Source organism: Nocardia brasiliensis ATCC 700358 (genome assembly GCF_000250675.2).
In the GTDB taxonomy this organism is placed as follows: Bacteria; Actinomycetota; Actinomycetes; order Mycobacteriales; family Mycobacteriaceae; genus Nocardia; species Nocardia brasiliensis_B.
In genome coordinates, this window is the sequence record NC_018681.1 from 5479277 (window position 1) to 5505274 (window position 25998).

At 63.4% G+C, this 25998-nt stretch carries 28 protein-coding genes and 1 pseudogene; 11 read left to right on the plus strand and 18 right to left on the minus strand.

Annotated features, from left to right (window positions below):
- Positions 1–41 precede the first annotated feature (41 nt).
- A complete protein-coding gene (locus O3I_RS24050) occupies positions 42–1142 on the minus strand; it encodes a GAF domain-containing protein (protein WP_014985593.1) in 1101 nt (366 codons plus the stop codon).
- A 381-nt stretch (positions 1143–1523) separates the two neighbouring features.
- On the opposite strand from O3I_RS24050, the gene O3I_RS42870 reads away from it, so the two are divergent.
- The 3 genes from O3I_RS42870 to O3I_RS24065 are packed head-to-tail and all read left to right on the plus strand — an operon-like array spanning position 1524 to position 3681.
- On the plus strand, positions 1524–1961 hold the full coding sequence (locus tag O3I_RS42870; RefSeq protein WP_014985594.1) for a hypothetical protein: 438 nt from the start codon (positions 1524–1526) through the stop codon (positions 1959–1961).
- Positions 1962–2001: 40 nt separating this feature from the next.
- Positions 2002–2934, plus strand: a complete 933-nt coding sequence (locus O3I_RS24060; protein ID WP_014985595.1) for an ROK family protein — start codon at positions 2002–2004, stop codon at positions 2932–2934.
- Positions 2935–2994: 60 nt separating this feature from the next.
- On the plus strand, positions 2995–3681 hold the full coding sequence (locus O3I_RS24065) for a MerR family transcriptional regulator (RefSeq protein WP_014985596.1): 687 nt from the start codon (positions 2995–2997) through the stop codon (positions 3679–3681).
- A gap of 10 nt (positions 3682–3691) precedes the next feature.
- Here the strand turns inward: O3I_RS24065 and O3I_RS24070 are convergent, their stop codons facing one another.
- Genes O3I_RS24070 through O3I_RS24080 form a run of 3 tightly spaced genes read right to left on the minus strand, consistent with a single transcriptional unit; the run spans position 3692 to position 5506 of the window.
- Complete coding sequence (locus O3I_RS24070; RefSeq protein ID WP_141692160.1) at positions 3692–4024, minus strand: hypothetical protein; 333 nt, start codon at positions 4022–4024, stop codon at positions 3692–3694.
- Between the two features lie 8 nt (positions 4025–4032).
- The gene (locus O3I_RS24075; protein ID WP_202804869.1) at positions 4033–4446 is read right to left on the minus strand and encodes a PH domain-containing protein; all 414 of its coding nucleotides are present in this window, start codon (positions 4444–4446) and stop codon (positions 4033–4035) included.
- Between the two features lie 31 nt (positions 4447–4477).
- The gene (locus O3I_RS24080) at positions 4478–5506 is read right to left on the minus strand and encodes a hypothetical protein (protein WP_014985599.1); all 1029 of its coding nucleotides are present in this window, start codon (positions 5504–5506) and stop codon (positions 4478–4480) included.
- 526 nt (positions 5507–6032) lie between these two features.
- On the opposite strand from O3I_RS24080, the gene O3I_RS24085 reads away from it, so the two are divergent.
- On the plus strand, positions 6033–6452 hold the full coding sequence (locus O3I_RS24085; RefSeq protein WP_014985600.1) for an SET domain-containing protein-lysine N-methyltransferase: 420 nt from the start codon (positions 6033–6035) through the stop codon (positions 6450–6452).
- A 209-nt stretch (positions 6453–6661) separates the two neighbouring features.
- Here O3I_RS24085 and O3I_RS44950 read toward each other — a convergent pair whose 3' ends face one another.
- From O3I_RS44950 to O3I_RS24110, 5 genes are all read right to left on the minus strand, one after another.
- Positions 6662–7336 carry a hypothetical protein gene (locus O3I_RS44950; protein ID WP_141692159.1) on the minus strand — a complete coding sequence of 225 codons (675 nt, stop codon included), beginning with the start codon at positions 7334–7336 and terminating at the stop codon, positions 6662–6664.
- Positions 7337–7382: 46 nt separating this feature from the next.
- On the minus strand, positions 7383–7988 hold the full coding sequence (locus O3I_RS24095; protein ID WP_014985602.1) for a hypothetical protein: 606 nt from the start codon (positions 7986–7988) through the stop codon (positions 7383–7385).
- A gap of 449 nt (positions 7989–8437) precedes the next feature.
- Positions 8438–9454 (minus strand): alpha/beta hydrolase, encoded by a 1017-nt coding sequence (locus O3I_RS24100; protein WP_253186354.1) that lies wholly within the window; start codon positions 9452–9454, stop codon positions 8438–8440.
- 183 nt (positions 9455–9637) lie between these two features.
- Positions 9638–10114, minus strand: a complete 477-nt coding sequence (locus O3I_RS24105; protein WP_014985604.1) for a hypothetical protein — start codon at positions 10112–10114, stop codon at positions 9638–9640.
- 327 nt (positions 10115–10441) lie between these two features.
- Positions 10442–11518: a serine hydrolase gene (locus tag O3I_RS24110; protein ID WP_202804870.1), complete on the minus strand. Its 1077-nt coding sequence runs from the start codon at positions 11516–11518 to the stop codon at positions 10442–10444.
- A gap of 69 nt (positions 11519–11587) precedes the next feature.
- On the opposite strand from O3I_RS24110, the gene O3I_RS24115 reads away from it, so the two are divergent.
- The 4 genes from O3I_RS24115 (at position 11588) to O3I_RS43995 (ending at position 16368) form a co-directional block, all read left to right on the plus strand.
- Complete coding sequence (locus O3I_RS24115) at positions 11588–12745, plus strand: terpene synthase family protein (protein WP_237748122.1); 1158 nt, start codon at positions 11588–11590, stop codon at positions 12743–12745.
- A gap of 116 nt (positions 12746–12861) precedes the next feature.
- Positions 12862–14139, plus strand: a complete 1278-nt coding sequence (locus O3I_RS24120; protein ID WP_014985607.1) for a sensor domain-containing diguanylate cyclase — start codon at positions 12862–12864, stop codon at positions 14137–14139.
- A 168-nt stretch (positions 14140–14307) separates the two neighbouring features.
- The gene (locus tag O3I_RS24125) at positions 14308–15948 is read left to right on the plus strand and encodes a putative bifunctional diguanylate cyclase/phosphodiesterase (protein ID WP_014985608.1); all 1641 of its coding nucleotides are present in this window, start codon (positions 14308–14310) and stop codon (positions 15946–15948) included.
- Between the two features lie 129 nt (positions 15949–16077).
- Positions 16078–16368: a WhiB family transcriptional regulator gene (locus tag O3I_RS43995; protein WP_086006288.1), complete on the plus strand. Its 291-nt coding sequence runs from the start codon at positions 16078–16080 to the stop codon at positions 16366–16368.
- Between the two features lie 19 nt (positions 16369–16387).
- Here O3I_RS43995 and O3I_RS24130 read toward each other — a convergent pair whose 3' ends face one another.
- Positions 16388–16894: a GNAT family N-acetyltransferase gene (locus O3I_RS24130; RefSeq protein ID WP_014985610.1), complete on the minus strand. Its 507-nt coding sequence runs from the start codon at positions 16892–16894 to the stop codon at positions 16388–16390.
- Positions 16891–18546: an amidase gene (locus O3I_RS24135; RefSeq protein ID WP_081594097.1), complete on the minus strand. Its 1656-nt coding sequence runs from the start codon at positions 18544–18546 to the stop codon at positions 16891–16893. The genes O3I_RS24130 and O3I_RS24135 overlap by 4 nt, the downstream gene beginning before the upstream one ends.
- A 104-nt stretch (positions 18547–18650) precedes the next feature.
- Here O3I_RS24135 and O3I_RS24140 point away from each other — a divergent pair, with 104 nt between their 5' ends.
- Positions 18651–19250: a hypothetical protein gene (locus tag O3I_RS24140; RefSeq protein ID WP_141692156.1), complete on the plus strand. Its 600-nt coding sequence runs from the start codon at positions 18651–18653 to the stop codon at positions 19248–19250.
- A 65-nt stretch (positions 19251–19315) separates the two neighbouring features.
- Here the strand turns inward: O3I_RS24140 and O3I_RS24145 are convergent, their stop codons facing one another.
- Positions 19316–19699, minus strand: a complete 384-nt coding sequence (locus O3I_RS24145; protein ID WP_141692155.1) for a transcriptional regulator — start codon at positions 19697–19699, stop codon at positions 19316–19318.
- A gap of 33 nt (positions 19700–19732) precedes the next feature.
- On the opposite strand from O3I_RS24145, the gene O3I_RS24150 reads away from it, so the two are divergent.
- On the plus strand, positions 19733–20581 hold the full coding sequence (locus O3I_RS24150) for a class I SAM-dependent methyltransferase (RefSeq protein ID WP_237748123.1): 849 nt from the start codon (positions 19733–19735) through the stop codon (positions 20579–20581).
- On the opposite strand, the gene O3I_RS24155 is transcribed toward O3I_RS24150, so the two are convergent.
- Positions 20559–21698, minus strand: coding sequence for a fused (3R)-hydroxyacyl-ACP dehydratase subunits HadA/HadB (locus O3I_RS24155; RefSeq protein WP_141692154.1), 1140 nt, complete (start codon positions 21696–21698; stop codon positions 20559–20561). The genes O3I_RS24150 and O3I_RS24155 overlap by 23 nt on opposite strands.
- 379 nt (positions 21699–22077) lie before the next feature.
- Here O3I_RS24155 and O3I_RS24160 point away from each other — a divergent pair, with 379 nt between their 5' ends.
- On the plus strand, positions 22078–23115 hold the full coding sequence (locus O3I_RS24160) for a polyprenyl synthetase family protein (protein WP_014985616.1): 1038 nt from the start codon (positions 22078–22080) through the stop codon (positions 23113–23115).
- A gap of 21 nt (positions 23116–23136) precedes the next feature.
- On the opposite strand, the gene O3I_RS44955 is transcribed toward O3I_RS24160, so the two are convergent.
- The 5 genes and pseudogenes from O3I_RS44955 to O3I_RS46415 all read right to left on the minus strand — a co-directional run.
- Positions 23137–23514, minus strand: coding sequence for a hypothetical protein (locus O3I_RS44955; protein WP_141692153.1), 378 nt, complete (start codon positions 23512–23514; stop codon positions 23137–23139).
- Positions 23515–23540: 26 nt separating this feature from the next.
- Entirely contained in the window at positions 23541–24023 is a 483-nt protein-coding gene (locus O3I_RS24170) for a hypothetical protein (protein WP_141692152.1), read from the minus strand.
- Positions 24024–24063: 40 nt separating this feature from the next.
- Positions 24064–24375 carry a hypothetical protein gene (locus O3I_RS44960; RefSeq protein WP_141692151.1) on the minus strand — a complete coding sequence of 104 codons (312 nt, stop codon included), beginning with the start codon at positions 24373–24375 and terminating at the stop codon, positions 24064–24066.
- A gap of 411 nt (positions 24376–24786) precedes the next feature.
- The gene (locus tag O3I_RS24175; RefSeq protein ID WP_041562830.1) at positions 24787–25164 is read right to left on the minus strand and encodes a nuclear transport factor 2 family protein; all 378 of its coding nucleotides are present in this window, start codon (positions 25162–25164) and stop codon (positions 24787–24789) included.
- 200 nt (positions 25165–25364) lie between these two features.
- Positions 25365–25709 (minus strand): annotated as a pseudogene (locus O3I_RS46415) (IS110 family transposase); the annotation flags it as partial.
- Positions 25710–25998 lie beyond the last annotated feature (289 nt).

Genomic DNA, 25998 nt, shown 5'->3' on the forward strand with positions numbered 1-25998 from the left:
TCGGTGGCACCCGGCAATCGTTCCCACTGATGGCGAGACGTTCAGGACACAGAATTCGGCCCTTGTCTTGCCATGGTTCGCCACAGATGGTCGTCGTAGCCCTTCGGACCTATACCCGAATCGCTATCGGCAGCACCGGAAAGCACTCGCACCGGCCGCAACTGCGCGATGGCCAGTTGCTGGTTCGCGTAGCCGGGGTACGGAAACAGCGAGACCGCGGTCGGCGTGTAGCCGCCGCGATAGTCGAGCGTCCGGACCACCAACTCCGCAGTTTCGCCCGACTGTAGAGGTCGGTGGGTATCAACCAGTCGCTCCCGGTCGTCTGGATGAAAGACATCAACCGGCCGGAACAGGTAGTTCCATCTGATCCAGGGCGCAGGCTCGGTCAGCCAATGCGAGATGCTCGTGTGCTCCACCTGAACCACCGCCAGGTGGGTGCCCGCTCTCCGGTGAGCTTCGCGTAATCCCGCGCGCTCCAACGTCATCCAGGTGAGCGGAGCGTCGTCGGAGGTGACGTCCTCGATCAACAGCCATGCGCCGTATGTGCGCGTGTCGGCCCGCGCACGTGCGGTGATCCGCCAGCGTCCGGGGCGACCCCCGCGCTGGGAGACCGTGACATCACACTGCAGTTTGTCCCCGGAGCGGGGGTCGTACAACAGGTCGAGCACCTCAGCGTGGCGGTCGAAGGTCGGCACACGCTGAAATAGTTCGGCGATCGACATCGTCGGCACGTACTCTTCCGCCGACAGCCCGGTCAGGCTGGCGATACCGCTGGGCACCTGCAACGTCTGCGTGGTCAGATCCCAGATGACCCCCACCGCCCCGCCCGGGGCAGGGACCTGATCCGCGAGCGATCCGGCCCACAACCGAACCGCGTGCACGTCACCGGCCGGCCCGAAGACGGGCCGAGCCAGCAGCTCGTGCTGCCCAGCTTCGGTGGGGATCTCGAACTCCACGTCCTCGGCGCGATCACGCACCGACCGCACAATGCCCGCGATACCCAGCGTGGTGATTCCGTCATACAGCGCAGGCGTTTTGGCGAGTAGCCGTTGCAGAACTCGGCGGCAGTCGGCGAAACCCCGCGGACTGTTCCCGACCGTCGCGATGGACAGAGTGGCCGGTGTCAGTGTTTCGATCGTCACCCAGGGAACCACTGTGCCTCCACCCGCTGGCGCGTCTCGCCACCAGACCAACTGGGGCAACTTCCTGATTCAATAATCATGCCGTTATATAACGGTAAGATCAGTCGGTGCGGCAAAGTTCGACCAATGTCATGGTTCGAGAGTACACCCAGGTAGATGGGCGAATCATCGGTAAGATGACTGGTCATTCGTCCAGTAATCACGCCGTTAAATAACGTAAGTAACGGCATATTCTTCTTGCTGATCTTCGCGCCGTGAGCTAGCGTTGGAGATACCAGTTCACAGAACTGGATTCCGGGGACTGTTGAGCAGCCCTGATGACTGCCCCCAACCATGGGCATGCTGCCACCCGGTGTGCCCTCGGCATTCCCGGAGATGGCAATGAATACCGTAGAGTTGCGCCCCGTTCCGTTGGGCACAGCGCTCGTCACCCCGCAGCGCACTCCCACTCGAAAGCCGCTGTGCGCGGACCGACCCGACGATTGGGACCTCGATACCGGCACCCCTGACACCTGGCGCAATGCGATCGAGCTCTGTAACGCGTGCCCGCTCCTGGAGCAGTGCAGCGAACTGGCCGATTCCCTCACCGCCCGTGGCGACGTGCCCCGGGCGATGATCTGGGCAGGCATCCCCTACGACAGCACCGGCAAGATCGTCGAGAACCTCGATCGCTACCGCGCCGCACCGCTTGATCATCGGCGCCCGTTGCAGATCATCCGCCTCGGCGACCGCCCGTCGATTGGTGCCGCGCCGGTGCCCGTTCCGCACCGTCACCTCGTCCTCGGCCAGGCACTGTCGCCAACTCGGACCAGCGCCTGAACCGCCTCCTGCGCAACGTATCTCACGAGAGTGGATCACGATGACGGTGCTCGCATTACACGTCGACAGCACAGGATTCGCGGCGGGCCGAGCAGACGACGATTCCGACACCGACAGCATCCGTCGCATCCCCCTACCCGAGCACTCCGTATGGCAACACTGCCGGGAACTGCTGCTCGAGGTAGCCGCAGGCGCGGAAGTATCCGCCGTTGGAATCGCGTCCGCCGGCCCGGTCGACATGGCGGCCGGCGTCGTCGCACCCATCGATGTGCCCGAATGGCGCACCGGCTTCGAACTGGCGCAGTCGGTACGGAAATTGTTTCCGAGCGCCGAGGTACAACTCGCGTACGAGGGATTGTGCCTGGCTATGGCGGAGCGGCATCTCGGCGGGGCCACAGAAGCCGTCGATACCCTCACCATATTGCTCTCCGATCGCGTGAGCGGCGGTATCACAGCGGGCGGCCTGTCCTTAGCCGGCCGCACCGGAAACGCCGGGCACATCGGACACCTCCTGGTTCCGGGGTTCGATGATCCCTGCAGCTGCGGAAATCGCGGCTGTCTCGAAGCGATCGCGGGCGGTCGTGCCCTGATCGATCGGGCGCGACGCGATGGCTGGGTAGGTTCGTCCATCGACGCGCTGGTCGCGGCCGCGCACGCCGGCGATGCCGTCGTCGGCGCGGCATTCGGCCGAGCAGGCGTCGCCCTCGGGCTGGCGATCTCGTCGGTCGCCGCTCTGCTCGACATTGATCTGGTGATCGTGGGCGGCAAATTGAGTAGCTCCGGTTCCACATTGTGGACCCCTTTGCACAAAACTGTCGCTGAACACGCCAAACTGGCGTTTCTGCCCGGTCTTCGAGTGATTCCGTCACACCTCGGCGACGTCGGAGCACTGGCAGGCGCCGGGGTTCTCGGCATGCTGATCGGCGCCGCAGCCCAAGGCCCGAGGCCGACGAGTTCCTCGGCGGGACAATGATCCGCGGACGAACCTCATCGCGGGGATTCCGTCCCGGCGAATCTGTGATTACCTTGTGTTATGGCCGTCAACGGGGAGTTCACCATCGAGCAGCTGGCCGAGCAGGCCGGTACGACGGTCCGTAGCGTCCGGGTCTACCACGAGCGCGGCGTCCTGCCCCCGCCGCAGATGAAGGGACGCACCGGGTTCTACGGCCCGCAACATCTCAGCCGCGTACGCACTATCAGCCGTCTGCTGAACAACGGAATAAAGCTCAACGGTATACGCGAACTCCTCAACGCGATGGATCGCGGGGACCAGCTGTCCGACATCCTGGGCGTGCGAGTCGACGGCGGCGCAGCGGAGTGCCTCATCCCGGCGGGCGATTTGGCCGCCCGCTACGCGGGGATACCGAACGGGCTCGCCAGGGTTGTCGCGCTCGGCCTGTACGAGCCCGCCGATGCCGCCAACTATCGCGTCACCGACAGCGAACTGGCCCGGCTCACCGATCAGCTGATCGAGGCGGGGATACCGGCGGCGGAGGTGGTCGACGAGCTGGAGAAAGTCCAGATAGACTGCGATCGCATTGTTCACCGGCGACTCGTACTACTCCAGCGCGCACCACGTGCCACAGACCGGCCCGAGACCTCCCCCGCCGTCACGGGCGCCGATCTCCGGCTAACGGCGACCACTCAGCTGGTCGACAAGCTCATCACGCGATCCTTCGAGCGCGCGGCCCTCTACCGCGACGCAGGCGCACGAACGTAAGCAGCAGCGGTTAGCGCACCGCACAACGCACGACACGTGCATCACCATCGGCGCCCACGACGGACTCCAGCACAGCCTGCTGCACCGATCCCGCCGCCACACCCAGATGGCTCAGCCGGCCGACGGATATCCCCTTGTCAGGCATCCGCTTACAGAGCTCCTCGCCCCACTCGACCTGATCGACACGGACTTCAGCAGTACCGCGGCTACTCCGCACCTGCAACTCCAGATCCGCCTCGGCCCTATCGGGCTGCTGCACTATAAAAATCCCGAGCACCAGGGCTCCGCCACCTATGACAGCACTGACTGCTCCGGACAGACCGATATAGTCTCGTGACGGCACGGCGGACCTCATTTCGCGACGAACATCGCCATGATCGCCTGCACCTCGTAGATATCGACATTCCTGCCGAAGCGCTTCTGCAGTAATGGCTTCTGCTGGCCGGAGATCCACACGGTGAGCTCTGCGTCCAGATCTATCATCCCGGCGGTCTCGACGGTGAAATGCACGATCGACTTATACGGGACGCTGTGGTAACTAACCTTTTGCCCCGTGAGCCCCTGCTTATCGATCAAGATCAAGCGCCGATCGGTGAACAGGATCATGTCCCGGATCAGCAGATAGGCGGCCCAAACCTGTTCGTTCTCTACGAGCAGGAAGCCGTACTCCTTCTGCGCCTGCAGCGAATCGGCCCTGCCCGCGTTTCCGAGAACATTGTCGAACAAGCCCACCGTGAAACCACCCTTGATTGATGCTTCTTTCATCGAACAGATCGTAAAACCGCGTACGGTCCGATCACGTTGCCACAATTGGGAAGGTTGTCGCGGCGTCCCGCGGTGCCTCGATCGCGCCCTGCGGCGCATCCCGGAAGACGCTGTTCGCCAAAGCCCCGATAGCTTCGCCCACGCTCGCCGACGAACGGTGAGCCTTCCGCATGGCGAGTTGAGCATCGTGCAACGCGTTGTCCAGGTAATGCAAAGTCCATTCGTCCTGCGTCGCGAACTGTGTCGGCGGAGGTGTCTGCGCGTTGCGGTTCAAGGTTTCGACCACGTCGAAGATCGCCTTTTTCGCCTCGCCGACAAGCCTTCTCGAACGATCGACCGACTCCGGGATTCCGGTGTCGGCGGTTCGGTAAGCCATGATCGCGGCGGCCTGCCCCTGGACGAGATCACCGTACGTATCGATGCCGCTTTGCGCACGCCCGCGCACAACTTGGAGAGCCGGTGGTGGCGGAACGCCCAGCTTGCCCTCCTCACCAAGGTTCCCCCAGTGTGCCGCCAGAATCCCGGGTGCGCTGCGGTAACGGTCTTCGCTCTCTGGCCGCAAGATGTGCGGACCCGGCATCAACAGCCGATCCGGCATGCCTGGCAGGAGCACACCTGCGCCGATATCAATAGTGGGTATGAGATCGCCCGTCCAATCAACAAGATTTTGGAGCCCGGTGCGCGCTTCGTCCGTCAGCTGACGCGACAGCGGCAAGCTCGACAACCAATTCATCGACGCACCACCGAGCATCCGGCCCGCCGCCACACGCGCTGCCAGTTCCGCTTCGGTGCCCGGCGGACCCCACCGGGCCGCAATCCTGTTGCCGACGCCTGCCCCTACCAGCGTGCTCAACGCCCCTCGACCGATCGACCAGGCAAAATCCTCAGGCCTGCGGAGTCGACCGTACCGGTCATCGATCATGACCTGGCTGACTGCACCGCCAGCCATCATCGCGATCGTTACACCCGGCCCGCCGAACCGCAACGCCACCGCAGCGTTCCTGGCCATGACCGGACCCGCGAACGACCACAGCGCGTCGTGGGCCGCGTTGCCGGCCATCCGTAACTCCGGTGAATCCAAAAAGGACATTCTCACACCCATCGCGCCTAGGCGAAAACTTGTTTGAAGACCGCGCGGAGCATCCGCATGATGCCATCGACGATCGAGATCCCGAGACACCAGACCAGGTGCCCGGACAAGACTAGAAGCAATAACGGCACCGAATACTGGAACTCGCCACACGGCCCGGTTCTGGTCGATGCTTTCCAGCCTGCGAACACAAGCCCAAGTATCGGCGCTTCCCAGAGGCGGTGGTAACAGGCCGAGCCTCACGCCCGCCCTAGTCCACCCCCGCTTCGGCGGGGCTAGTCGGATCTCAGGTACCACGAACTCCGGCGGGACACCCCGGCCCGTGCCAGGCCTGCGGCAATGGTAATTCCTGCCGAGCTCCGTCGATCTCCGATGCTCGATACCAGGCGAAAACAGCTTCCCAGCACCGGGGGGGCCAGCTTCGACAACCGAACTAGCATGAATGTCTTCCATCGTCCCCCGGTGCCATATGTGACACCATGCACCTGGAGTCACCGTGTCCTATACCAATTTCGAAATAGTGACCGAAGAATTGTTACCGGGAGGTGAAAAAGGACTGATAGCGAAAACTGCGATCGCCGCAGGTACGCTCATAGGCATCTTCGACGGCGAGATACAGCAATTCGCACTGGACGACGGCACATTCATCGACACCGATATGCACAAGTACACCGTCCAGATGTATCGGACGGGCGATGTTCTCTACGGGCTGGTCGGCCACCCACCGGAGGCACTCTCGGGCATCGACTTGATCAACCACAGCTGTACACCGAACCTCACGGTCCGGGACCGCGTCATCGTTGTCTCCGACCGTTCGATCACCGCGGGCGATCGCCTCACAATCGACTATCGCGCGTGGGATTTCGTGCCGGAGGGACGCGCATGCTGGTGCACGAACGGCGCCTGTGTCATCTGATCCGCAGCGCGACAGCAAGCGAAGCTCCCCAGCCGCCGAACCTCCCCGCCGAAGGCGGGGCCTATGTGACTCGCGATCAAAGTTCGCGTACTCCCGCGGAACACCCCGGCGCAGCCAGGCCGCAACGTCCGTGCTCACCATCTGCCGCAGCGTCCTGACGGAATAGTCTGCCGCGCAACGTCTCCGGCACTGTGCGCCGTGATGACCGATCAGAGATCGGCGACGCACACCACGAACTGTCGCTGCTGATACACGACGCCGCGGTCACCCAGCGCACATCGGTTCACGTCCGTGGTGGCGAACAGGACGTTCAGTACCTGTAGCCCGCCACGCCGATCCGGTCCCCCGCAATCGATTCTGCGTGGCCCGCCGGCGAGCACAAGACAGCCGCCGACCACCCAATCGACATCCAGGCAAAGGCTCTCGCCCGCGTATTCGCGCACCCGATCCGCGTCTGCGGGGCAGCGCCGACCGGAGTCATCCATTTTTCCGACCACGCGATAACCTGAGGCGAGGCTGCCACATTCGGCTCTGGTCACCGCCGTGTCGCCCGGCATCACGCATTCTCCGACGAGCACCACCGGATCCGGGACCGCCGCCTGCGCGGCACTCGACAACGCCGCCGTGGCCTCCGCACTCGACGGAGCGGTCGTCGCTGGCGCGGGAGCCGCCGGCGGCGGGACGGCGAGCCGCGGCGCCGCGTGGGGCGACTCAGGCGGCGCAAGCGCACCGGGCGCAGGCTCCTGACTCTTTTCGACAAGACTGGAAATCTGGGTGCTCGTAGGAGAGCTGGCCTGCGGGACAGGTGTTCGCGAGTCTTCCGTCTGCATCGCCACGGCTGCACTGAGCAGGGTGAGCACCGCGAGCATCCCCAGGTACATCACCGCGCGAGCCCGCTGGCCCTCGCGCGGTGTGACCACGAACGGCGGCTCAGGGCTGGCCATTGAGCACCGCGAACACAGCGTCGGAAAAGGGCTGGCCACCCATCACGAAACCACCGGCCGCGGCGCCGACCACCAGTCCGATCGGCCCAGTGAGCAGGCTTAGAAAGCCCAGACCGAGCACCGCGCCGATGATCCCGCCGAGTACTCCTCCGACGACCATGCCCACCACGTTCTTTTCGAGTTCGGCGACCAGCCTGGCCATCGAACTCACCTGCTGCATCTCACCGATCTCCACCGCGGTACGCGGGGTCAACGTCAACTTACGTCCGTCGTCGGCGATCTGTCCGTCGACCCTCAGCTTGTGCCCGTCGGCCTGGAAGGTCAGCGGTATCTCGGCGACCACCTCGCCACCACCTGAGCGCAGTATCATCTTCGTGCCGTCTTCCGCCGCTTCGAACAGGCCTCCGGCAACAGCTGTGGTCAGGACCTCACCGGGCGCGGTGAGCCCAGCGTGGTATTCGACGCCCTTGTCGATGCCCAATGCCGACCCGACAGTCGTCTCTTCCGGAGGGCGCGCGCCGGCTTGGCCCACGATGGCTCCCATTGCCACCGCGACGACGAGTGCGGTGCCGGTGAATGTAGCGAACCTCATACTGCTTCCTCACTGCCGAACTCCGGACGCTCGTCCGGATCGCGTGGCAATGTACGTCGACACACCAGCTACTGTCAGCGCTGGGAATACTGGATTGCTGACAACGTCGGCCCGAACCCGTTGTGGCGAAACGAGATCGACGACGCCCGCATTTTCGTGCCAGGGCTGGGAACCCGTTCGGCGAAAGACTAGATTTGACTCCGGATCGCCTGCAGCACAGGCGGTCCGATGAACGTCACGCTGCGGTCGCCGGACTGATGCTCTTCCCGCACATCACTGCCGGGCTGCACCGGCCGCGCGTGATCCCGCTCCCGAACAGGCGTCAGGCCCACTGCCTGTTCGGGAGCGGACCCTCGATTCAGGTGCGTCGACGACGGGCTACTTCCGAATTCGCGTGAATCCGGAAGTAACACCGTCGGTTTCGGTCCTGCGTCCGTAACTACCAGTAGCTACCAAGAGCCGGTCGCGTCCAGAATTCCTTGGCGCGCTTGAAACAGCTGTCCCTGCCAATACGGCCAGGAATGCGTACCCGCGCTTGGGAATTCGAAACGCGCCGGAATACCGATCGAGTCGAGCCTGGCCTGGAAACTACGCGTCGTCACCAGCGACAGGGCCTCGAGTCCCATAGCGGTAGCGGTGTTGAAAACGCCGACTGCGGATGCCGGGCGGTCATACGGCCCCGGCAGGCCTGAAGCCGCTGAGATGTACATCGGCAAACCGCGCAATTGCGGCGCGAAGACCACCGCATCGTGGCGCAACCACTGCGGGCTCGACACCGGTGCAAACATATCCACGTTGAAACCACCCGCATCCAGCATCGCGAGCCGTATCGCTTCCCGCATGCCGGGACCCGAGAGAGAAAGGTAGCCTGAGAACGATGCGGCGTACTTGAATTGATCACGGTGGTAGGCAGCCAGGGCCAGTGCCGCAGTCGCGCCCATCGAGAGACCCACGACCGCGTTGTTGGTCCGCGAAACTCCGTAGCCCTCGAGAAAGGCCGGGAGCTCCGACGTCAAGAAGGTCTCCCACTTGTAGGTGATCTTCTGACCATTGGTGTTCGACGGCCAGTACCAGTTTGCGTAGAAGCTTGATTTCCCACCGACCGGCAGGACGACAGTGATGTCGTCGGCACGAAATTGATCGAGCGCGTTGGTCTCTTTCGCCCACGCATTGCGGTCATCTTGCGCACGCAGACCGTCCAAGAGATACAGCGCCGCACTCCCCCCACGCGCGGCCCACTGTACTTCCACGGCAATCGGCCCCATGGACGACGGCACCATCAGCCTTTCGAAACCCCCGTGGTTCACACGCCGCATCGGTTCCGCCGCAACCACCCCTGGGATCGCTGCGCCGGCCGCGAACGTCATCGCGACCGCCGCGGCAGCGAAAATTCGGTAACTCCTCCTGCCACGCGTGATTCGCCAGACAATGCTCGATCTACCCAGACCAGCGGTACGGAAGTGCATGGATCTTGTTGCCTCTCTATCGTCTTGAACAGGCTGGTGGCCCAACCGGTACGTCGGACAATGCGCAGCAAAGAGCATCGGACGGGCTGCGATGCGTCGCGCTACGCGCCCGGACGCGAGCGTATTGCGTGCCCAGCGCTGGGAAGACCCGTGCAGATCAGCCGAACTACGTCGCTCGACGGGTCAATTTCTGCCCCTGGGCGGAGTCCATTTCGTCAGTAGCCCGGGACGGCGCAAACGGCTCTTAGGGACAGCCACATTTTCTGCTGCCGCGAAGCCCTCGACCACAACCCGATAGAAGCCGACCAGCGACTCACCTCCGTCCACACCGCTGTGCAACGCTTTTCGCGCCTTACCGAACGGGAACGCCACCACACCGTTGGGCAACCGCACGCCGGGAACTCCGCGATCATCGACGTGCCAATCCCCTTGTGTGACGTCGATGATGCACGCCCCGAGGAAAGCACCGACCAGCCACACCAGTTCGTCGGCCTCGTCGGAATCGGGATCCCACCCCGGTTCTCCACGCCGCCGTTCGACATCGCTTTCCACTGCTTGCAGCGAATCCGCGTTCACCTCGAATCCGATCCCATCGGCCGGTCCGAAGAACGCTTTCGCACGCTGCAGTTTCGATTCGATCACACTGAGCATCTCGTCCATTGACGCCACCATTCGATACCAGCTCCGAAATCACCCAGGTCTTCCGGGTGCGGAAGCTGAAATTTCTTGCCCCACAGCTGAAATCGCCAGCTGGATGCGCGGGAGTACCAGAACTATCCGCCGCGTGGGCGGCGATCATCGAGGGCGCCGCCGCGGCCCGGGGATCGTGAGCGATGGGGGGCGATCCCGTGACACATCGGATGGGAAACGATGCGGGCCGTGGCGGGCCATCTGCGAGTCAACAGCATTTGCTGGATCGGCTCATCATCCACTTCCCAACTGTGGCGATCCGACTGCCGACGCGGACAGGATGCCCCACGCGCGCGGTCACCCCGGCTGCCGACCTGCGGTGATCTCGCGATGGGTCCGAACAGGATCGAACAGCGATTGGAGGCTGGAAAGCTTCCGATATCCGTCCACCATCGCCCGACCGAGCAGCGAGTGCGCCTCGACTACTGGGTTCGTGGACCCGAAGTTGCCCGGCTGCGGCACCTGGTCGGCGAAATAGGCATACACCAGCAGCGGTGCGCCTGCCTCGTCGAATACCACTCCGGCCTCGTGCCGACGATCATCATCCGCACCGTATTTCGTCGCCACCCGCGTCCGCTCCATCGACGACATGGTGCGCCGCACACCGTCGACGTAGCCGACGCTCGACCATGTCAGCACACGAAGCATCGCGGCGGTCGACGCCTCCGACAAGAGCGTGCCTTTCACCAACCGAACGAGCAGTTCATTCATCTCCCGCGGCGTGGTCACGCCGAGCCAGAAACGGTTCGGATTGTCCGGCAGCGGATCCACCCTGGTCCGCGTCAACCCCTTCGCAGCGAGGATGCGATTTATTTCCACGCCGGGCAGCACCGAACCGATCAACCGGACCGCAGTGTTGTCCGATACCTGGAGCATCGCGGTGAGCGCATTCGACAGCGTTAGACGATCCCCGTACACCACCTGGCGGTGGTATATGCCGGCGCCCCCCGCGATGACATCGTCGGTCAACTCGACCGTGTCGCTGAGTGCGAGGTCGCCACGGTCGACCGCGTCCAGCAATGCGGTCGCGACAGCCAGCTTCTGCACGCTGGCACCTTCGATCACGAAGTTCTCGTCTTGCGCCACAACAGTTTCCGCGTTCCCTGCAGTCACGTTGGTAACCAGACTGTGCCATCGCCCGCCTGCCTGGGCGGCGACCGCGCGATAGACCGCCGCGAACGCCGAATCCGCTAGTGCTGGTTCGGCACTCGCCGTCGGACGCGGCCCTGCGAGGTGGGCGGTCGCGACAGCCGCTCCGGCCAGCAGCGCACGGCGCGAAATAGTCATGGAATCGTCTCCTGCGAATGTGTGGCGGACATGGCACCAGCGAAGCCGTGTCGACCCTAAAGCGAAGCCGGAGCGCGGCCGCCGCACTGTTCTCGAGGCTGAAAGGTGTCCATCGGTCGCCCCGACGTCCCAACCCTGGCATGAGCGCTATTCGCGTTGTCCGGCAGCGGATGTCACCGTTCTAACGATCCAATCGGAGGAGATGAGACGATGGGCGAGCCTTACCGACCGGCGGTCGAATGGCGGATATCTACTATGCGCGCGCAGTATCTCGCCATGCGCCAGCAAGGCCGCCGCTGGTCGCTGCGCGGCCTGTTCAGCATGGCCGACTGCGACATCGCCGACTATTGCGGAGACTTCACACCGAACAGGTATGGGGCGCTGGCATGCGCCGAGGTGGAGCGCTTCTGCCGGCGGCACAGCATCTGGCTATCCGCCGACGGCCCGCACTACAACAGCATGACCCCTTATCTGCACCGGTCGGCCGTCACCGCGGAACGCATGACGACGATCGGCATCTTCAACGCGATCCTGTTCTGGCTCAACGACACCGTCGGCCGCGAGAAGTTTCCCCACCTCACTCACGCCGCTCGATTCGCGGCACGCGAGGGCGTTCTGCGACTCTGCGAGACCCTCGATACCGGTTCCACCACGGCTGACCCCACGCCGATCACCGAGGCAATGGCCGAATTCCGTAGCATGCTCGTCCGGGAAGCCGCCGACGACTGGCTCGACTACTTCATCGGTTCCACCATCGAACATTTGACCCTCGCGATTCGCGACCACAACGCCCGCGCCCGCGGCACCGTACCCACCGTCGCGGAATATATCGACATCCGTGGGCACGTCTCCGGCATGCGTCCGGCCGTCGCCCTGTACGAGTTCGCCCGCAACGAATACCTGAGCTGGGATCGGATACGCGAGGCCGAACTAGACGCGCCTCTCACGCAACTCCGGGAGCTGACTGTGCAGTTCGCCGCGCTGATGAACGACATCTTCTCCTTCGAGAAGGAATGCATTGTCGACCGGTCCGATTTCAACCTCATCCCGGTGTGTCTTTTGAACCAGCCGCGCTCGACGCTCGCCGAGGCCATTTTCAATGCCGCAGAACTGGTCCGCGACCGGTTCAACGACCTGCGCCGAACCCATGCGCTGCTGCTCGAGAAGTGCGACGACCGCCCGGGCACGGTGGCCGAAGCAGTGCGCACGCACGCCGACGACCTCGTCGACGGTGCCAAGGCCACCTGGGTATGGCAGACGACAACCTCCCGATACCAAGGCATTTCGATCTTTCTCGAGAACACCCGACACTGAGCTATCGCCAGGGCGGGGAAGGCGCACCGCCACGCGGCGCAGGGTCTGCGTACCGTGTCTGCTCACGATGCTGCGGAGCGGTCGGTTTCCAGTCGGCAACAGCGAAGGGACCCACAGTGCGCGAAACCGAATGGGTGGTGCTGGCCAGAACCTGGTGGCGGGCGCTGACCAGTGCGGTGCCGACGCCGGAGGACCGAATTCAGATATTGCCGCTCCTCACCGACGCCGTCGAGCAACTCGCCGCGGCCCTGTCGACCGAAGCCTTCGATGTCGACGTGGGCACTCGCGTGGGTGCACGACTGGCCCACGCCCGGATCGCTCCCGGCCCGGCGCTGAGCGACTCGGCGCGGGTGCTGTCCGAGCTCGCCACGAGGTGCCCGCATCCCGATGCTCCTGGACGACTCGCAGCTCTGCTCGTCGCGCTCGGTCACGGGCACAGCCAGGCATGGCTGCCACGCACGGCGGGCGCCGAGCAGCCGATGCATCAATCGACCGACGACCGCTTCCGGGTAGTGTTCGACAACGCTGCCATCGCGATCGCGGTCGGCGATACCGAAGGCACGCTACTCGAAGCGAATCAGGGGCTGGCCGACATGATCGGAGTACCGATCGAGGCCCTGCGCGGCATCTCGGTGTACGACTTCGCGCACCCCGAGGATCGCGACGAGATTCGCGCCCTGGTCTACCAACAGCTTGTGCCCGCCGGTCGAGGCACCTCGAGGATCGAACGCAGGTTGCTGCGTGCCGACGGCAGCTACGGGTGGGCGTCGTTCGCGATCACTTTCGTCAAAGGAACTGCGGGACAGTCGGATTACTTACTTGCAGTCGGTGCGGATGTCACCGAGCAGCACCAGCTGCGTGACGAACTGCACCGCCAGGCCAGACATGACCCACTCACCGGGCTACCCAACCGCCGGCACCTGCTCGAACAGATCGACAGGATCGTCGCCACCTCCGGACCGCGAGATCGGGCGGGACTCTGCTATGCCGACCTCGATCGTTTCAAGCAAATCAACGACCGATACGGCCACGGCGTCGGCGACCAGGTCCTCAGCGCGATCGGGGACCGATTCCGGCGGGGTGTACAACAGCATGACTGCACGATCGCACGCTTGGGTGGCGACGAGTTCGTCGCCTTGATCCCGCCACCCGCAGACGATCGACTGGTGGGCGCGGTCGCGCGCGACATGCTCGATGCGCTCACTGCGCCCATCGCCCTGCACGATCGCCGGGTGCGCGTGACTGCGAGCATCGGCGCGGTGCTGACGGATGCGTCGACCATGGCCGCGTCCACGCTGCTCGACGCCGCCGACGAACGACTGCTCCGTGCCAAAGCGAACGGTGCCAACTGCTGGGTACTGCGCGATGTTCAGCACGATTCCTGCGGCAGCTGAGCCAGCTGTGCCGAACAATTGGGCTTCCCACAGGTGAATCGACCCCACCATGATGTGACCAGCAGCCCGTTAACATCCGAGTTCATGGCCGGAGACTCCCACGACGCAGCACCGAAATCGAGTACGCACGTACAACTCGCCATCCGATGGTCGGCCGCACTCGATACGATGGACCGGCCGCGGACTACCGCACTGATTCGTGCATTGGCACACGAAGTCCACCACGCATCCACGACCGAGTGCATCGTCGCGGCCGGCGCTAGACTCGCGGAAGCCGACGACAGCGACGGCGAAACGCTGGGCCGCAGCCTCGCGGTCTTACACGCGCACTTCACCTGCGCCGATCTCGCACGCACGAAACCTTCAGCGACACAGATACTTACTGCCTTCACCTACGGCTATGAGCACGCCCTACGCACACAGCTGCGATCCGCACAGAATCTCGCGCGATCCGCCAAGACAGCAGCACGCATTGTCGCCGAACAGCGATCACACGGCGACTGCGCCGACCGGGCGCGGGGCTACGATCCCGACAGCGACGCACTTACCGGACTGCCGAACAGATCGCGATTCTTCGAAGACGTGGCGGTCGTCCTCAGTGCGAACGACGCACAGATCGGCGTGTGCTACGTCGACCTCGATCTGTTCGGAACCGTCAATGCCACATGGGGATTCAGAGCCGGCGACGAGATTCTCGCGCAGACTGCGGCGCGAATCCGGGACTGCGTGCCGGAACCGGATCGCGTAGTGGCCCGGATGGGCAGCGACGAATTCGCGGTCCTGGTACCCCGGTGCGGCGACGCCGCCGAAATGGTGGCCCTCGCACGCACAGTCCTCGATACTGTGGCTCGCACTTTCGAGATCGGCGGTCGCTGCCTGCGGATCACCGCCAGCGCAGGCGTAACAGTCACCGGAACACAGCGTTCGGGTAGCGACCTGGTACGCGCTGCCGAACTCGCGGCCCGCTGGGCAAAAGCCGTAGGGCCCAATACCTTTAGGGTGTTCGATACGGGCCGGGAGCGGAATGAGCGTGCCCGCGCCGAATTGCTGGCCGACCTACCGCAGGCATTGGCGGAAAACCAGTTCTTCCTCGACTATCAACCCATCATCGGATTGGCTGACAAGTCGATCGTTGCCATCGAGGCTTTGGTGCGCTGGCGCCACCCCGCATACGGAACACTCGCACCGGCGCGATTCATCGATCTCGCCGAAGACAATGGGCATATCACCGAGCTCGGCACGACCGTGCTCACGAGGGTGTGCCAGGATATCCAGAACTGGCACCGGCTGGGCAACACTCCAACCGTCAACGTGAATATATCCGCAGCCGAGGTCGCGGATCCGAATTGGCTCGAACGCGTCTGCAACACTATCGCCGAGGCCCGGATCGAGCCGAGCCTACTGCAATTGGAGCTGACCGAGCGCACTGCGATCGATGCGACCGGCCGACCGACGAAAACACTGCAGAACCTCGCCGCACGCGGCGTCCGCATCGCAATCGATGATTTCGGTACCGGATACTCCAGCCTCGCCCTGCTCGGGAAGCTCCCGCTGCACGCGGTGAAACTGGCTGGCCAGTTCGTACGTCGCATTCGGACCCCGGACACAACCTCGCGCAGCGATCTCCTGGTACTCCAGGCGATAATCGACCTCACTCACGCGTTGGATTCGACCGCCACCGCGGAATGCGTCGAAACCCGTCACCAGGCCGAGCAATTGCGCGCCATGGGTTGCGATTCCGCACAGGGCTGGTACTTCCATCGGCCAGTTTCACCGAGTGCGATCACGTCACTGCTCGTCGCGTCTTAGCAGCCGCAGCGGTTGAGGTTTCCCGTGGTTGGGGACGCCTCTATGCTATATCGCGCGGACACTACGCAATAGCGCTGCTATTCCTCCGGCGGTACGTACCCCTCGCAGACTGGTGGTGTTTTCATGTTCATAAGCCAACCCCTGAATCTCCCAGCCCCACGCGCGGACGTCTGGCAATGGCAGATGCACGCAGCCTGCCGGGGTGTGAGCAGTTCGGTGTTCTTCCATCCGGAAGGCGAACGCGGAAAAGCGCGGGAAGCACGGGCCTCCCGCGCGAAAGAGATCTGCCGCGACTGTCCCGTCCTCGTCGCCTGTCGAACCCACGCGCTGGATGCATGCGAGCCCTTCGGAATTTGGGGCGGCATGTCAGAGAGCGACCGAGCGCACGCAACCCGCCGCCGCGAGCCGCCCATCGCCTGACCTCATCAGTATCGGAGTTTCATCGCGATTCTTCGGGCGGCCTCGTCTCGGCAGCCGCGTCCAGCAGCTCGGCACCTGACAGATCGTAGTGGTCGGTGTTGCCGACATAGCGTGCGCCCAAGCTGCCGGAGAAATCGATCGCCCCCGTGCTCCGACCACGCACCGTCCACCTGACATGGGTGTACGCACGGTCGAGCGCCACCTGAGCCAGCCCGCCGACCAGCATCGACCCTACTCCGATACGCCGATAGGCAGGCAGCACATATAGGTCCTCGAGGTGAATCCCCCGGCGCCCATGCCATGTCGAGTAGACCGGATAGAAGGTCGCCATCCCGCAAACCTCGTAGACGCGCGCGGCGACCAAAACGCTGAGCTCCGGGGTCTGCCCGAACAACCCCTCCCGCAGGCCACGCATCGACACCGTGAACTCCGACTCGGCTCCCAGCGAGCTGGCAGACTGCCGCAGCATCGCCCACAACTCCGGCAGATCCTCCTCGGCCGCGTAGCGCAGCACGATTTCGGTCATCGGATCCCCTGCTCGATCGTCATCTCGTGCCGCATCGGCCGATGCGCGCACACTTGCTCGACCACCCGCGCGACCGCCAGCACCATACTGTCCTGGCCATACCGTCCGATGACCTGTAATCCGACGGGTAACCCCGCCGAAGAGAAGCCGACTGGGACCGAGACCGCCGGCAGCCAGCACGCGTTGGCCAGTACGTCGCGTGATTCGACACCCAGTCCTTGGCCCAGGCCATCGGCTCCGTCGTCGACCACCGCGGGCGCCGCGTCGGGTGCGGCCACGGTGAGCAACACATCCACTCGCTCGAACACCTCCGTGGTGCGGATCTGCAATCGCATCCGGCACTGCTCGGCGTGCGCCAGCCGAGCGAGCAATCCGCTGACCCCAGCTTTAGCATCGATCACCGTGGCTACCACGGCTCGCACGTCCGGTCCGCACTCTTCGAGGCTGTGGTATACCGACCCGGCCGCTTCCAGCATGGTGGCCAGTCCGACCGTCGCCGGCGTCATCAGGGCGTCCGTGTCGCCGAGTGCCAGCTCTACCATCATCATTCGGGCACCGAACACTGCGGCGACCTGTGTGGCCGCCGCGCGGGCGAGTGTGCTTGTTTCCGAATCCCCTTGCGACCGAATCGGATCGGACAGCCAGCCCAGGCGGACACGTGGCGGCGTGGGCTGCGATACCTGGTCGACATAGGGTTGTGGATGGTGTACCGAGGACGCTCGGTCGTACGGATACGGTCCGGCGACGAGCTCCAGCAACAGCGCGGCATCCGCCACCGAAGTGGTCAGCAGACCCGCGCAGTGCAGATCGCCCCCGTAGCTGCCCGGCGTGCACAGTCCACTCAACGGGATCAATCCTTGGCTCGGTTTGAATCCGACGACTCCGCAGTGCGCTGCCGAAATTCGGATGCCGCCACACCAATGCGATCCGATTGCGAACGGCACCAGCCCCGCAGCGACCGCTGCTGCCGCCCCGCCGCCACCACCACCGGGCGACCTCGTCCAACGCCACGGGTTCCGTGCAACCGCCCCTGTCGCGGTGCGCGCCACCGGCCCCCAACCGAACTCCGACACCGCTGTCTTGCCGATCGGTATCGCCCCGGCCGCTCGTAGCCTGTGCACCATCGGCCCCTCCAACGCGGACGGACGTGCATGCTGGTGCAGATTCGAGCCGTACCGGGTCGGCATACCACGGCACTCGTCGAGATCGCCGACCGCGAACGGAACCCCAGCCAGCGGAGCCGATTTCGCATCATGCGCCGGCACCTGCCGATCCATCTTGTCCGCCGCGCTCAGCGCACTGACATCGGCGACGTGAGAAAACGCGTTCAGGACGCGATTACTCCGATGGACCCGGCTCAAGGTCTCCTGGATCGCCTCCAGCACGGTAACGCTACGACGTCCACCCCCGTGGTTCCGGGATCGAATTCGGTTGATGGAACCCTCACTCATTTTCCATGAACACTTCCACTGCACGCACGGACCCGGCGAAACACCCTCATATCGGTGACAGCGGACACAAGGAAGCCGTTGCCGCGCAACGATACCGCCGTCCGAAACAAGGACCCAGCTGACGCCGCCAGCCATGGGAACAGCCGGGGCACTTGAGATTTCGGCGTCGGTAGCCTGTACAGGTCGATCACGTCCGGACATCGACACAAACTACTATCGCCTTCCCGCCGTCGGCGGTTGCCGACGTTGTCCAGGCATGTCCAAGCCGAACTCGGCCCCCTGGCCAGAGCGACATTAGGGAAATCATGAGAGCTCAAAAAATCGCCGCTACAACGTTTTTGACAATCGCGGCAACAGCCGTCACAGCGGCCACTGCTTACGGGCAGCCCACCTCCGATCCTGTGCTGAGCGGGTTCGACCGCGGCGTCAGCTATTCCTCAGGATTGAGCGCTGACGGCGCAGGGGTAAGCACCACCCTCCACGACGGTGCATTCCATCTGTCCGAAGATCAGTCGACAGTCTCCGTGACCAGCCAGGACGGCACGGTCCTCGCCCGGATGCCGATGACCATGCAGGCACAAGGACACGAAGTCCAACTCAGTCCGCGGATCGATTCCAACGGAACCACACTCACGCTCCACCCGGCGAGCCAGCCAGCCGCCGGTGTCGGCGATCCCGCCGCTTTCCGGGAGAACGTCAACAAGATCCAGGAGGTCAGTCGTTCATCCGAGGGCGTCGTCAAGGATGTCGTGTTGCTGGGCTGCGCGCCGGGCCTCGTGATCGGTGGCCTCATCGGGGGGATCATCGGCGCGGTCGTCGGCGCGCTGCTCTTGATCGTCGGCGCGATCGTGACGGTGCCCTTGGCCGTCCTGCTCGGCGCGACGCTCGGGTGCCTGATCGCCTGATCCTAAGGACTACAACGAACTGCGGTGGGTGAGGAGATCCATCCTCACCCACCGCAGTTCAGACCTCAGCGGATCTTGGTGCCATTCGTCGCGGTTGCACCCTTTGCCAGCGTCCGCAGCAAAGCAGCCAGGGATTCCGTGGTGTCCACGAGCAAACCTTCCACCCGACGCAGCTTGTCGCTGAACGTGATCAAGATGTCGCATGCCGGCTCCGACAGCCCGTTGGTCAGGCTGAGCAACCGGCGCAGCCGCGTATCCATCACGGCAGCAATCACCTGCACGTCCCGGGCCGCAGCCGCCGCACCGACCAGGGTCGGCGCGGGGTCCGGGCACGCATGAAATATTCGCGCAAGTCCGGACAGCACGGTCGACGATGGATTGTCACGCGCGCCCGAACGCAATTGAGACAGGTACGAGGCCGACATGGGATAGCCTGCGGCGGTCGCCATCTCAGCCACCTCACGATTCGTGAGAAGGCGCCCGTGATCGATCTGCCATTGTTCGAACAAAGCGTTGAGCTGCTCCGCGAAATCGCTTTCTGCTCCGAATACGCCGGTTTTCTCCACGCTACACCATCCACATTGCCTTACGTACGACGGCAGAAACATACCAATTACTCGCCGACTGCGCGTCCAGGATATCCAGCTCTGGGAACAGACCGCTTCCAGATCGCCGCGTACCGTGAATTAGTGATCAGAATTCGGCGGTCGTTCGAAATCGCTCTAGCCAACCAACTCGCCAATCCACACGGCATCTGGAGCGCATCGGTGGCGGCACGTATGAACAGGCTGAACCGGACCGCCATTCAGGCCGCGGTGCACGCGACATACGCCGAGCCGGGGGATGTCGTCGCCGATATCGGATTCGGTGGCGGCTTGGGAATTTCATTGCTGCTCGACCGCGTCGGCCCCTACGGATTCGTCTACGGCATCGACATATCCAGAGATATGGTCACGCGCGCACGGTCTCTTTTCCGCTCCGCAGCAGCCGACGGCAGGCTCACGCTGGCGTGCGGGCAGCTCACTAGCCTGCCGCTGTACGACCATTGCGTAGACGCCGCGATCAGTGTCCACACGCTCTATTTTGTGCCGGACCTGACTGCCGCCTGCGCCGAACTCGTGCGGATCATCCGGCCGGGCGGACGGTTGATCGTCTGCGTCGGCGATCCCTGCGCGATGGCTGACCTGCCGCACACGGCGCAGCGGTTCGTCCTCCGGCCGATCTCGGTCATCTGCCTCGCCCTCGAAAACGAGGGCTGCCTCGTGGGTCATCAGTACTTCTATGACGGCCCTGTTCCGTATTGGCTGCTCACAGCGGAGGTTCCGGTGTGACCGCGCCAGTGTCGTCGGCACGCAGGCGTACGGTCACGTTAGCGCGGCCGAAGATCTCACGTCCCTCCTGCTTCGCCGTCAGCCCGACCGTCACCGTATGTTCCTCGGCATCGATCGACTTCACCCGGCCACCGAACTCGATGGTGGCACCTTCCGAGCCCACGAAGACCGGGCTGATCAACCGGATGCGGTATGCGCTGATCGCACCGGGGTCGTCGAGATACGCGGCTACGAATCCGGCACCGATACCGGTTGTCAGCATTCCGTGCGCTACCACGGAATCGAGCCGGAACAGCTCGGCGATGCCTGGGCTCCAGTGAATGGGATTCGGATCGCCACTCACCCCCGCATATCGAACGAGGTCACTGGAGTTGAGAAACACTGTGCGGGAAGGCAATTCCGCACCGACATGGATATCCGTAAACGAACTCAGGTGCGCGACGGTGAAATGCGCGCGGCGGGGCCCAACCATCGTCTCGGCCGCGACGAAACGTTCATCATGTCCCCACCTGCGCTCAGCCTGCAAAGTCGGCGCCGGCGCGGCACTGCGCATGAGCACGTTTCGGATCGCTGCAGCCACATGCTCATCCAGGTCGGCCCGGCTTGCCAGTCGGGTGCGCGCGGTGACGACCGGTGCACCAGTCGGATCCGTGAGCACACTCGTCAAGCCGATCAGGTCACCACCGAACGTTTGGCGATACGTGTCGATCCACACCTCACAGTCGAGTCGGTCACCGACCACGATCGGCCGGTGCAACTCGACCTGCTGGTCCGTCTGGATGATGGACCGGAACCCGGGACCATCGACGTAAGCGCCGAGCAGTGCCCCTTGGACCATCGTAGCCACCATCGAGAAGAAGGCCGCGGGAGCGAGCAACCCAGGATATCCGAGCTCTCGCGCCGCGTCGTCGCTGCGATACGCAGGGTGGCCGCACCGTGCCAGGGCCGCATACTCACGGATCTTCTCTCGTCCCACCTCATAATAGTCCGAACCATGGAAGTGACGATCGATAAAGGCTGAAAGCTTCGTGCTCGCCGCAATTTCAGTCGCTGCATCAGTGATGCAATCAGTCGGCTCCATAGCCGCATGTCCGATGCTGTCGAGAGTCTTATCCACCCTGCGAGAATAGATCCTTACCACCCCAGGGAATGCCACCCGGAAAAGCGGAGGCGGCGCGCAGCAGCATCTCCCCCGCCTTCCGCTTCGGATTTAGGATCATGAATGCGCTTTACCGAAGGTCAATACACGGTTTGACGCGCCGCCGAGGTCGAAGGCTAGCGCATTCCCAGCGACGGGAACTTGTGTGTGCAGCTGCGGCTGTACTGTTCCCACCACTGGTCAGCGCACGCTCCACGTCGATATCTAGACATGAAGATAATCGACCCTGACGCAAGACCTTCCGCATCGACGCGACATCTTGCCCGCAAATTTTTTGACTCCTGACTTCCGGACACCCACTTTATGTGGGCGATCACTCGGTAGCGAGGTAAACCGCATGGTTACAGAATCTTCTCAGGGTTTCGACGAGCACAATGCCGAAGAGTTGCTGCTGGCCGCACGCCGCCGGTGCGCGCCGGCGCTCGAGGCCGCACTGCAAGAACTGCCGGGTCCGATGCCGCTTATGGCGGGCTACCAACTCGGCTGGTGGGATAGCAAAGCGACGCGCGGCAATTTTCGGCAGGGCAAGTCGATTCGTGCCGCTCTCGTGTTCGCCGCGGCGCAAGCCTGTGGCGGTGACGCTGCCACTGCGGTATCCGCCGCCGCAGCGGTGCAATTGCTACACAATTTCACCCTCGTTCACGACGATCTCATCGACGAGGACACACTGCGGCGCGGACGCCCCACCGTATGGTCCGTCTGGGGTAAGACCAACGCCATACTGCTCGGCGACGCGTTGCACGCGGCGGCAGTCAAGTTACTGGCCGAGGCGCCGTGGCAAGACAGTGCGATTCTTGCCGCCGTCCGCAGACTCGAAGCGGCAGCGACCGAGGCATGTGGGGGACAGTTCGAGGACTGCGCCTTCGAGGCAGCCGGCGACATCGACACCGAGTCCTATCTACGGATGGCGATGGGGAAAACCGGTGCGCTGGTGGGATGTTCGTGCGCCTTGGGTGCATTGTCCGCGGGTGCGGACCCGGCCGTGGTCGATGCACTCGATCGCTACGGTCGAGAACTGGGGATGGCCTTTCAGTTCACCGATGACTTGATGGGGATCTGGGGGGATCCGGAGATAACCGGAAAGCCCGCAGGCGCTGATATCGCACGACGGAAGAGATCACTGCCGGTGGTGGCCGCGTTACGATCCGGCACGCCGGAAGCCGTCGAGCTGGAGCAGATCTATCGCTCCGACATCCCGCTGACCGCAGCCCAGATCACAAAGGCCATCACGTTGATCGCCGGCGCAGGAGGCCGGTCCTACACCGCACGGGCGGCGATTGATCGTGCGGCCATAGCGATAAGACTGCTCCCCGATCCCGCGAATAGCGCAGCCTTGATCGCACTCAATTCTCTCGCCGTCAATCGCGATCATTGACCCAGAGCGGCGGCGCGTGGATCACCAGGAAATCAGGACCGGCGGTTTCGTGTCTGCAATCGCGCTGGCCACACCTTCGTCGTAGATCTGATACATCCGAAGTACCACATAATAGCGGTCGCTCCCAGTTTCACGGCCCGCGCGACGAACGTAGCACCCGGACAGATAATAGCCCCCACCGGATGAATACTGCGGGTCATCGAACTCGACTCGGCCTACCTCGAACTCCATTCGTTCCGGCGAGCGGTAGTCGATCTTCATCAGGGCGAGCTCGAAATACGGGTGTCTAGGTTCATGGGGTGTGCACATAACGGCGGCTTCGAACAGTATGCCCGTGCCGAAGATCGATCGAGGCGGTGTCATGAAAGCGGCATAATGCACGAGTTCATCAGCAGACACGGGGCATCCTCATCCAGCGAGCTCGGTCAACACAGCAGGTTTCTGGATTCCGTCTTGACATCGAGAATCGTGGGAAAACCGTCGTTCCATTGAGTTATATGCAGCAGGGTATAGTATCCATCTACCCGCGCAGCGGGGTTGCGGCTGCAGTCGTGATATTCGGTAAAGAAAAACCCGTCCTCGAGGCTGTATCGCGGATCGCTGTATTCATGGCGTGCCACCTGATGTTCTGGCGCGCCTTGAAGCCCATGATCTACTTTCATCAGTTTCATGATGAAGTTCGAGTGTACGGGCTTGGGATCGCACTTGATGCTCGCATCGAATACGATCGTCTCACCCATGGCCCGAGGCGGTTCCATACGGTTCACCCAGCAGTGCGAGTCCGGAGGCGCGTCCCGCGAATACGCCGGGCCGGCAGCGGCGCCGATACTGGATACGAAGCCCGAGACAACAAGCACAACCATTGCCGAAACGGGCAGACCAGATCGCCCGAAACTGATCTTCGACATTTTACTCCTAAATTTCGACAAAATATTTATACCGGGCTGATCACCGGCGACGCAGGTACCGCCGCCCACCTTGCCGACCGGCCCCTTCCATTCTCCGCAACTGCCGCCGCTTTTTCCGCTCGATGCGAGAGGAATCCGAGGCGGGGATCGCAAAAACGAATGCGATCAAAAGCACGACAACGACAACCAAGCCGATAGCCCACCCGACGATGTCGTTGCCGTCATCACGCGTCCGGATACCACGACCGCCCTGAGCAGCATCAAAACCCGAAGCCGTTGCCCAGAACACACTTTCGAACCACAGGTGCGGTTCGAGAGATCCCATATGGCTCACCAGTTCGATATGTTGCATGGCTTCTCATAACCGAGTCTCGTAATAGACGTTAAGTCAGGCGGATGTTCGCCGACTGTAGCGATGAGACCACCTTGAACACAGGCTGCTTTCCCACGCTTGGGAGTACGGACGACGACATCGACCCGAGCGGCACCGAGCTTTTCAGCGGCATGCCGGACTCGCGACCGATGCACTCCGCACAGGACTCGCGGACCCGCCAGAGCTTCCGAGCCGGATGCGCTCAGACCGCGGACAAGCATAGAACCGCGAGCGCCAGCCGTGGCGGCCGCGCCGACCATCGAGCGAACGACTGGACGGCACCTCGGTGTCGCCGGCGCGGCGGTCATCGCCAGCCACAGCCCAGCCGCTAACCGGTATATAGCGTCACAACGGCGCAACTTCAGCAGCATCGTCCATCCGAAGACGAATTCAGCCGGTGACCTCGGTTTGCTGGTAGAGAGCCAGTTTCCATTCGCCGCCGACGCGGAGGTAGACGCTGGACATGAGGCCGGTGAAGGCGGGTTCGGCCCCGTCGCGGTAGGCGACGCCGGTATAGACCAGGATCTTGCTGTGCACTCCGACGTCGATGACTCGTGGCTCGCGGATCTCGTAGGTTCGCCAAGGTGGCGATTCTTGCAGTGCGGCGATGACTCCGTCGCGGTCCAGGATCATGCCGTTGGCCAGCACCATGATCGCGTCGCCAGTCATCAGGGAGCCATAGAATTCAGCGCCGGTGCCGTCACACAGCGAGTCCCAGCCCCGGCCCTCGATGTCGAGCAATTCGCTCAAAAGCTTTGTATCTGCCATAGCTCCACGGTAGGCAAGGTCACCGCAACCGACATCGTTCAGTACCCATGGCTGGGGAAGATCCGATTCAGGGCGGCTGCGAAGGCCGGTCAAGCGGACATGTAGAACACCCGCCGCGGAATCTGTCGTAGCGGCTGGGAACGTGCAATCGTCCGGTGTGTTCTCAAGTTCCGGAGCACCGGTGCCGGCACGGCCGAATGGTCGACAGAGGCGATCAAACCGGGATCGCCGATGTCGGTGAGGAAGTCGGCATCGAGCCGAAATCCCATGCCGGGCAAGCAGACGGTCTGGGCTCTGGCAGCGGTGACCGCGCTCTCGGCGGCGTTCACAACGTAGCCGAGCCGCTGTGGTCAGGACCTGGATCAGGCGGTCAACTCCGGCGCGGCGGATCGCCTTGTGGCGCCGGTAGCGGCTCAACCGGATCACCCAGCCGCGATCAACTGCTGGTGCAGCCGGTTGATCGTGTGGGTGCGGTCGGCGACCGGATCGGTGCGACGAGCGGTGAGCCTCCGCAGCTCGGCGATACGTTCTGGATGTAGTCGAGGGCGTACATCGCGGCGCTCTTGGCGAGGGCAAGGGCAGCACCGCGCCCACGGCGCTGCTGCAACGTCTGATGGGCCTGCTCAACGGTATACGGCTCGAGAGGGTGCCATGTGACGGCTCGAGCTGCCACAAGCCGGACCGCAGCGAGCCCTCCGCGGCGATCGTGATCATTTCTCACAACTCCGGCGTCACCGAGCGGCGCGTGATGATCATGATTCCAAGTATGACGCGTGAATAGCATTGCTGCACAAGCTATTCCGGCGCGATTCGCAGCGAATCGCTCCATGGAGA

Bases quoted from the DNA above. Each gene is read 5' to 3' on its own strand.
- O3I_RS24105 (WP_014985604.1), bottom strand. From the start codon at position 10,114: ATGGACGAGATGCTCAGTGTGATCGAATCGAAACTGCAGCGTGCGAAA.
- O3I_RS44960 (WP_141692151.1), bottom strand. From the start codon at position 24,375: ATGCAACATATCGAACTGGTGAGCCATATGGGATCTCTCGAACCGCAC.
- O3I_RS24100 (WP_253186354.1), bottom strand. From the start codon at position 9,454: ATGCACTTCCGTACCGCTGGTCTGGGTAGATCGAGCATTGTCTGGCGA.
- O3I_RS24095 (WP_014985602.1), bottom strand. From the start codon at position 7,988: ATGAGGTTCGCTACATTCACCGGCACCGCACTCGTCGTCGCGGTGGCA.
- O3I_RS24170 (WP_141692152.1), bottom strand. From the start codon at position 24,023: ATGTCGAAGATCAGTTTCGGGCGATCTGGTCTGCCCGTTTCGGCAATG.
- O3I_RS24060 (WP_014985595.1), top strand. From the start codon at position 2,002: ATGACGGTGCTCGCATTACACGTCGACAGCACAGGATTCGCGGCGGGC.
- O3I_RS24145 (WP_141692155.1), bottom strand. From the start codon at position 19,699: ATGGCGACCGCCGCAGGCTATCCCATGTCGGCCTCGTACCTGTCTCAA.
- O3I_RS24125 (WP_014985608.1), top strand. From the start codon at position 14,308: ATGGACCGGCCGCGGACTACCGCACTGATTCGTGCATTGGCACACGAA.
- O3I_RS24140 (WP_141692156.1), top strand. From the start codon at position 18,651: ATGAGAGCTCAAAAAATCGCCGCTACAACGTTTTTGACAATCGCGGCA.
- O3I_RS24065 (WP_014985596.1), top strand. From the start codon at position 2,995: ATGGCCGTCAACGGGGAGTTCACCATCGAGCAGCTGGCCGAGCAGGCC.
- O3I_RS42870 (WP_014985594.1), top strand. From the start codon at position 1,524: ATGAATACCGTAGAGTTGCGCCCCGTTCCGTTGGGCACAGCGCTCGTC.
- O3I_RS24160 (WP_014985616.1), top strand. From the start codon at position 22,078: ATGGTTACAGAATCTTCTCAGGGTTTCGACGAGCACAATGCCGAAGAG.
- O3I_RS24075 (WP_202804869.1), bottom strand. From the start codon at position 4,446: ATGAAAGAAGCATCAATCAAGGGTGGTTTCACGGTGGGCTTGTTCGAC.
- O3I_RS24080 (WP_014985599.1), bottom strand. From the start codon at position 5,506: ATGGCCGGCAACGCGGCCCACGACGCGCTGTGGTCGTTCGCGGGTCCG.
- O3I_RS24135 (WP_081594097.1), bottom strand. From the start codon at position 18,546: ATGTCCGGACGTGATCGACCTGTACAGGCTACCGACGCCGAAATCTCA.
- O3I_RS24175 (WP_041562830.1), bottom strand. From the start codon at position 25,164: ATGGCAGATACAAAGCTTTTGAGCGAATTGCTCGACATCGAGGGCCGG.
- O3I_RS24130 (WP_014985610.1), bottom strand. From the start codon at position 16,894: ATGACCGAAATCGTGCTGCGCTACGCGGCCGAGGAGGATCTGCCGGAG.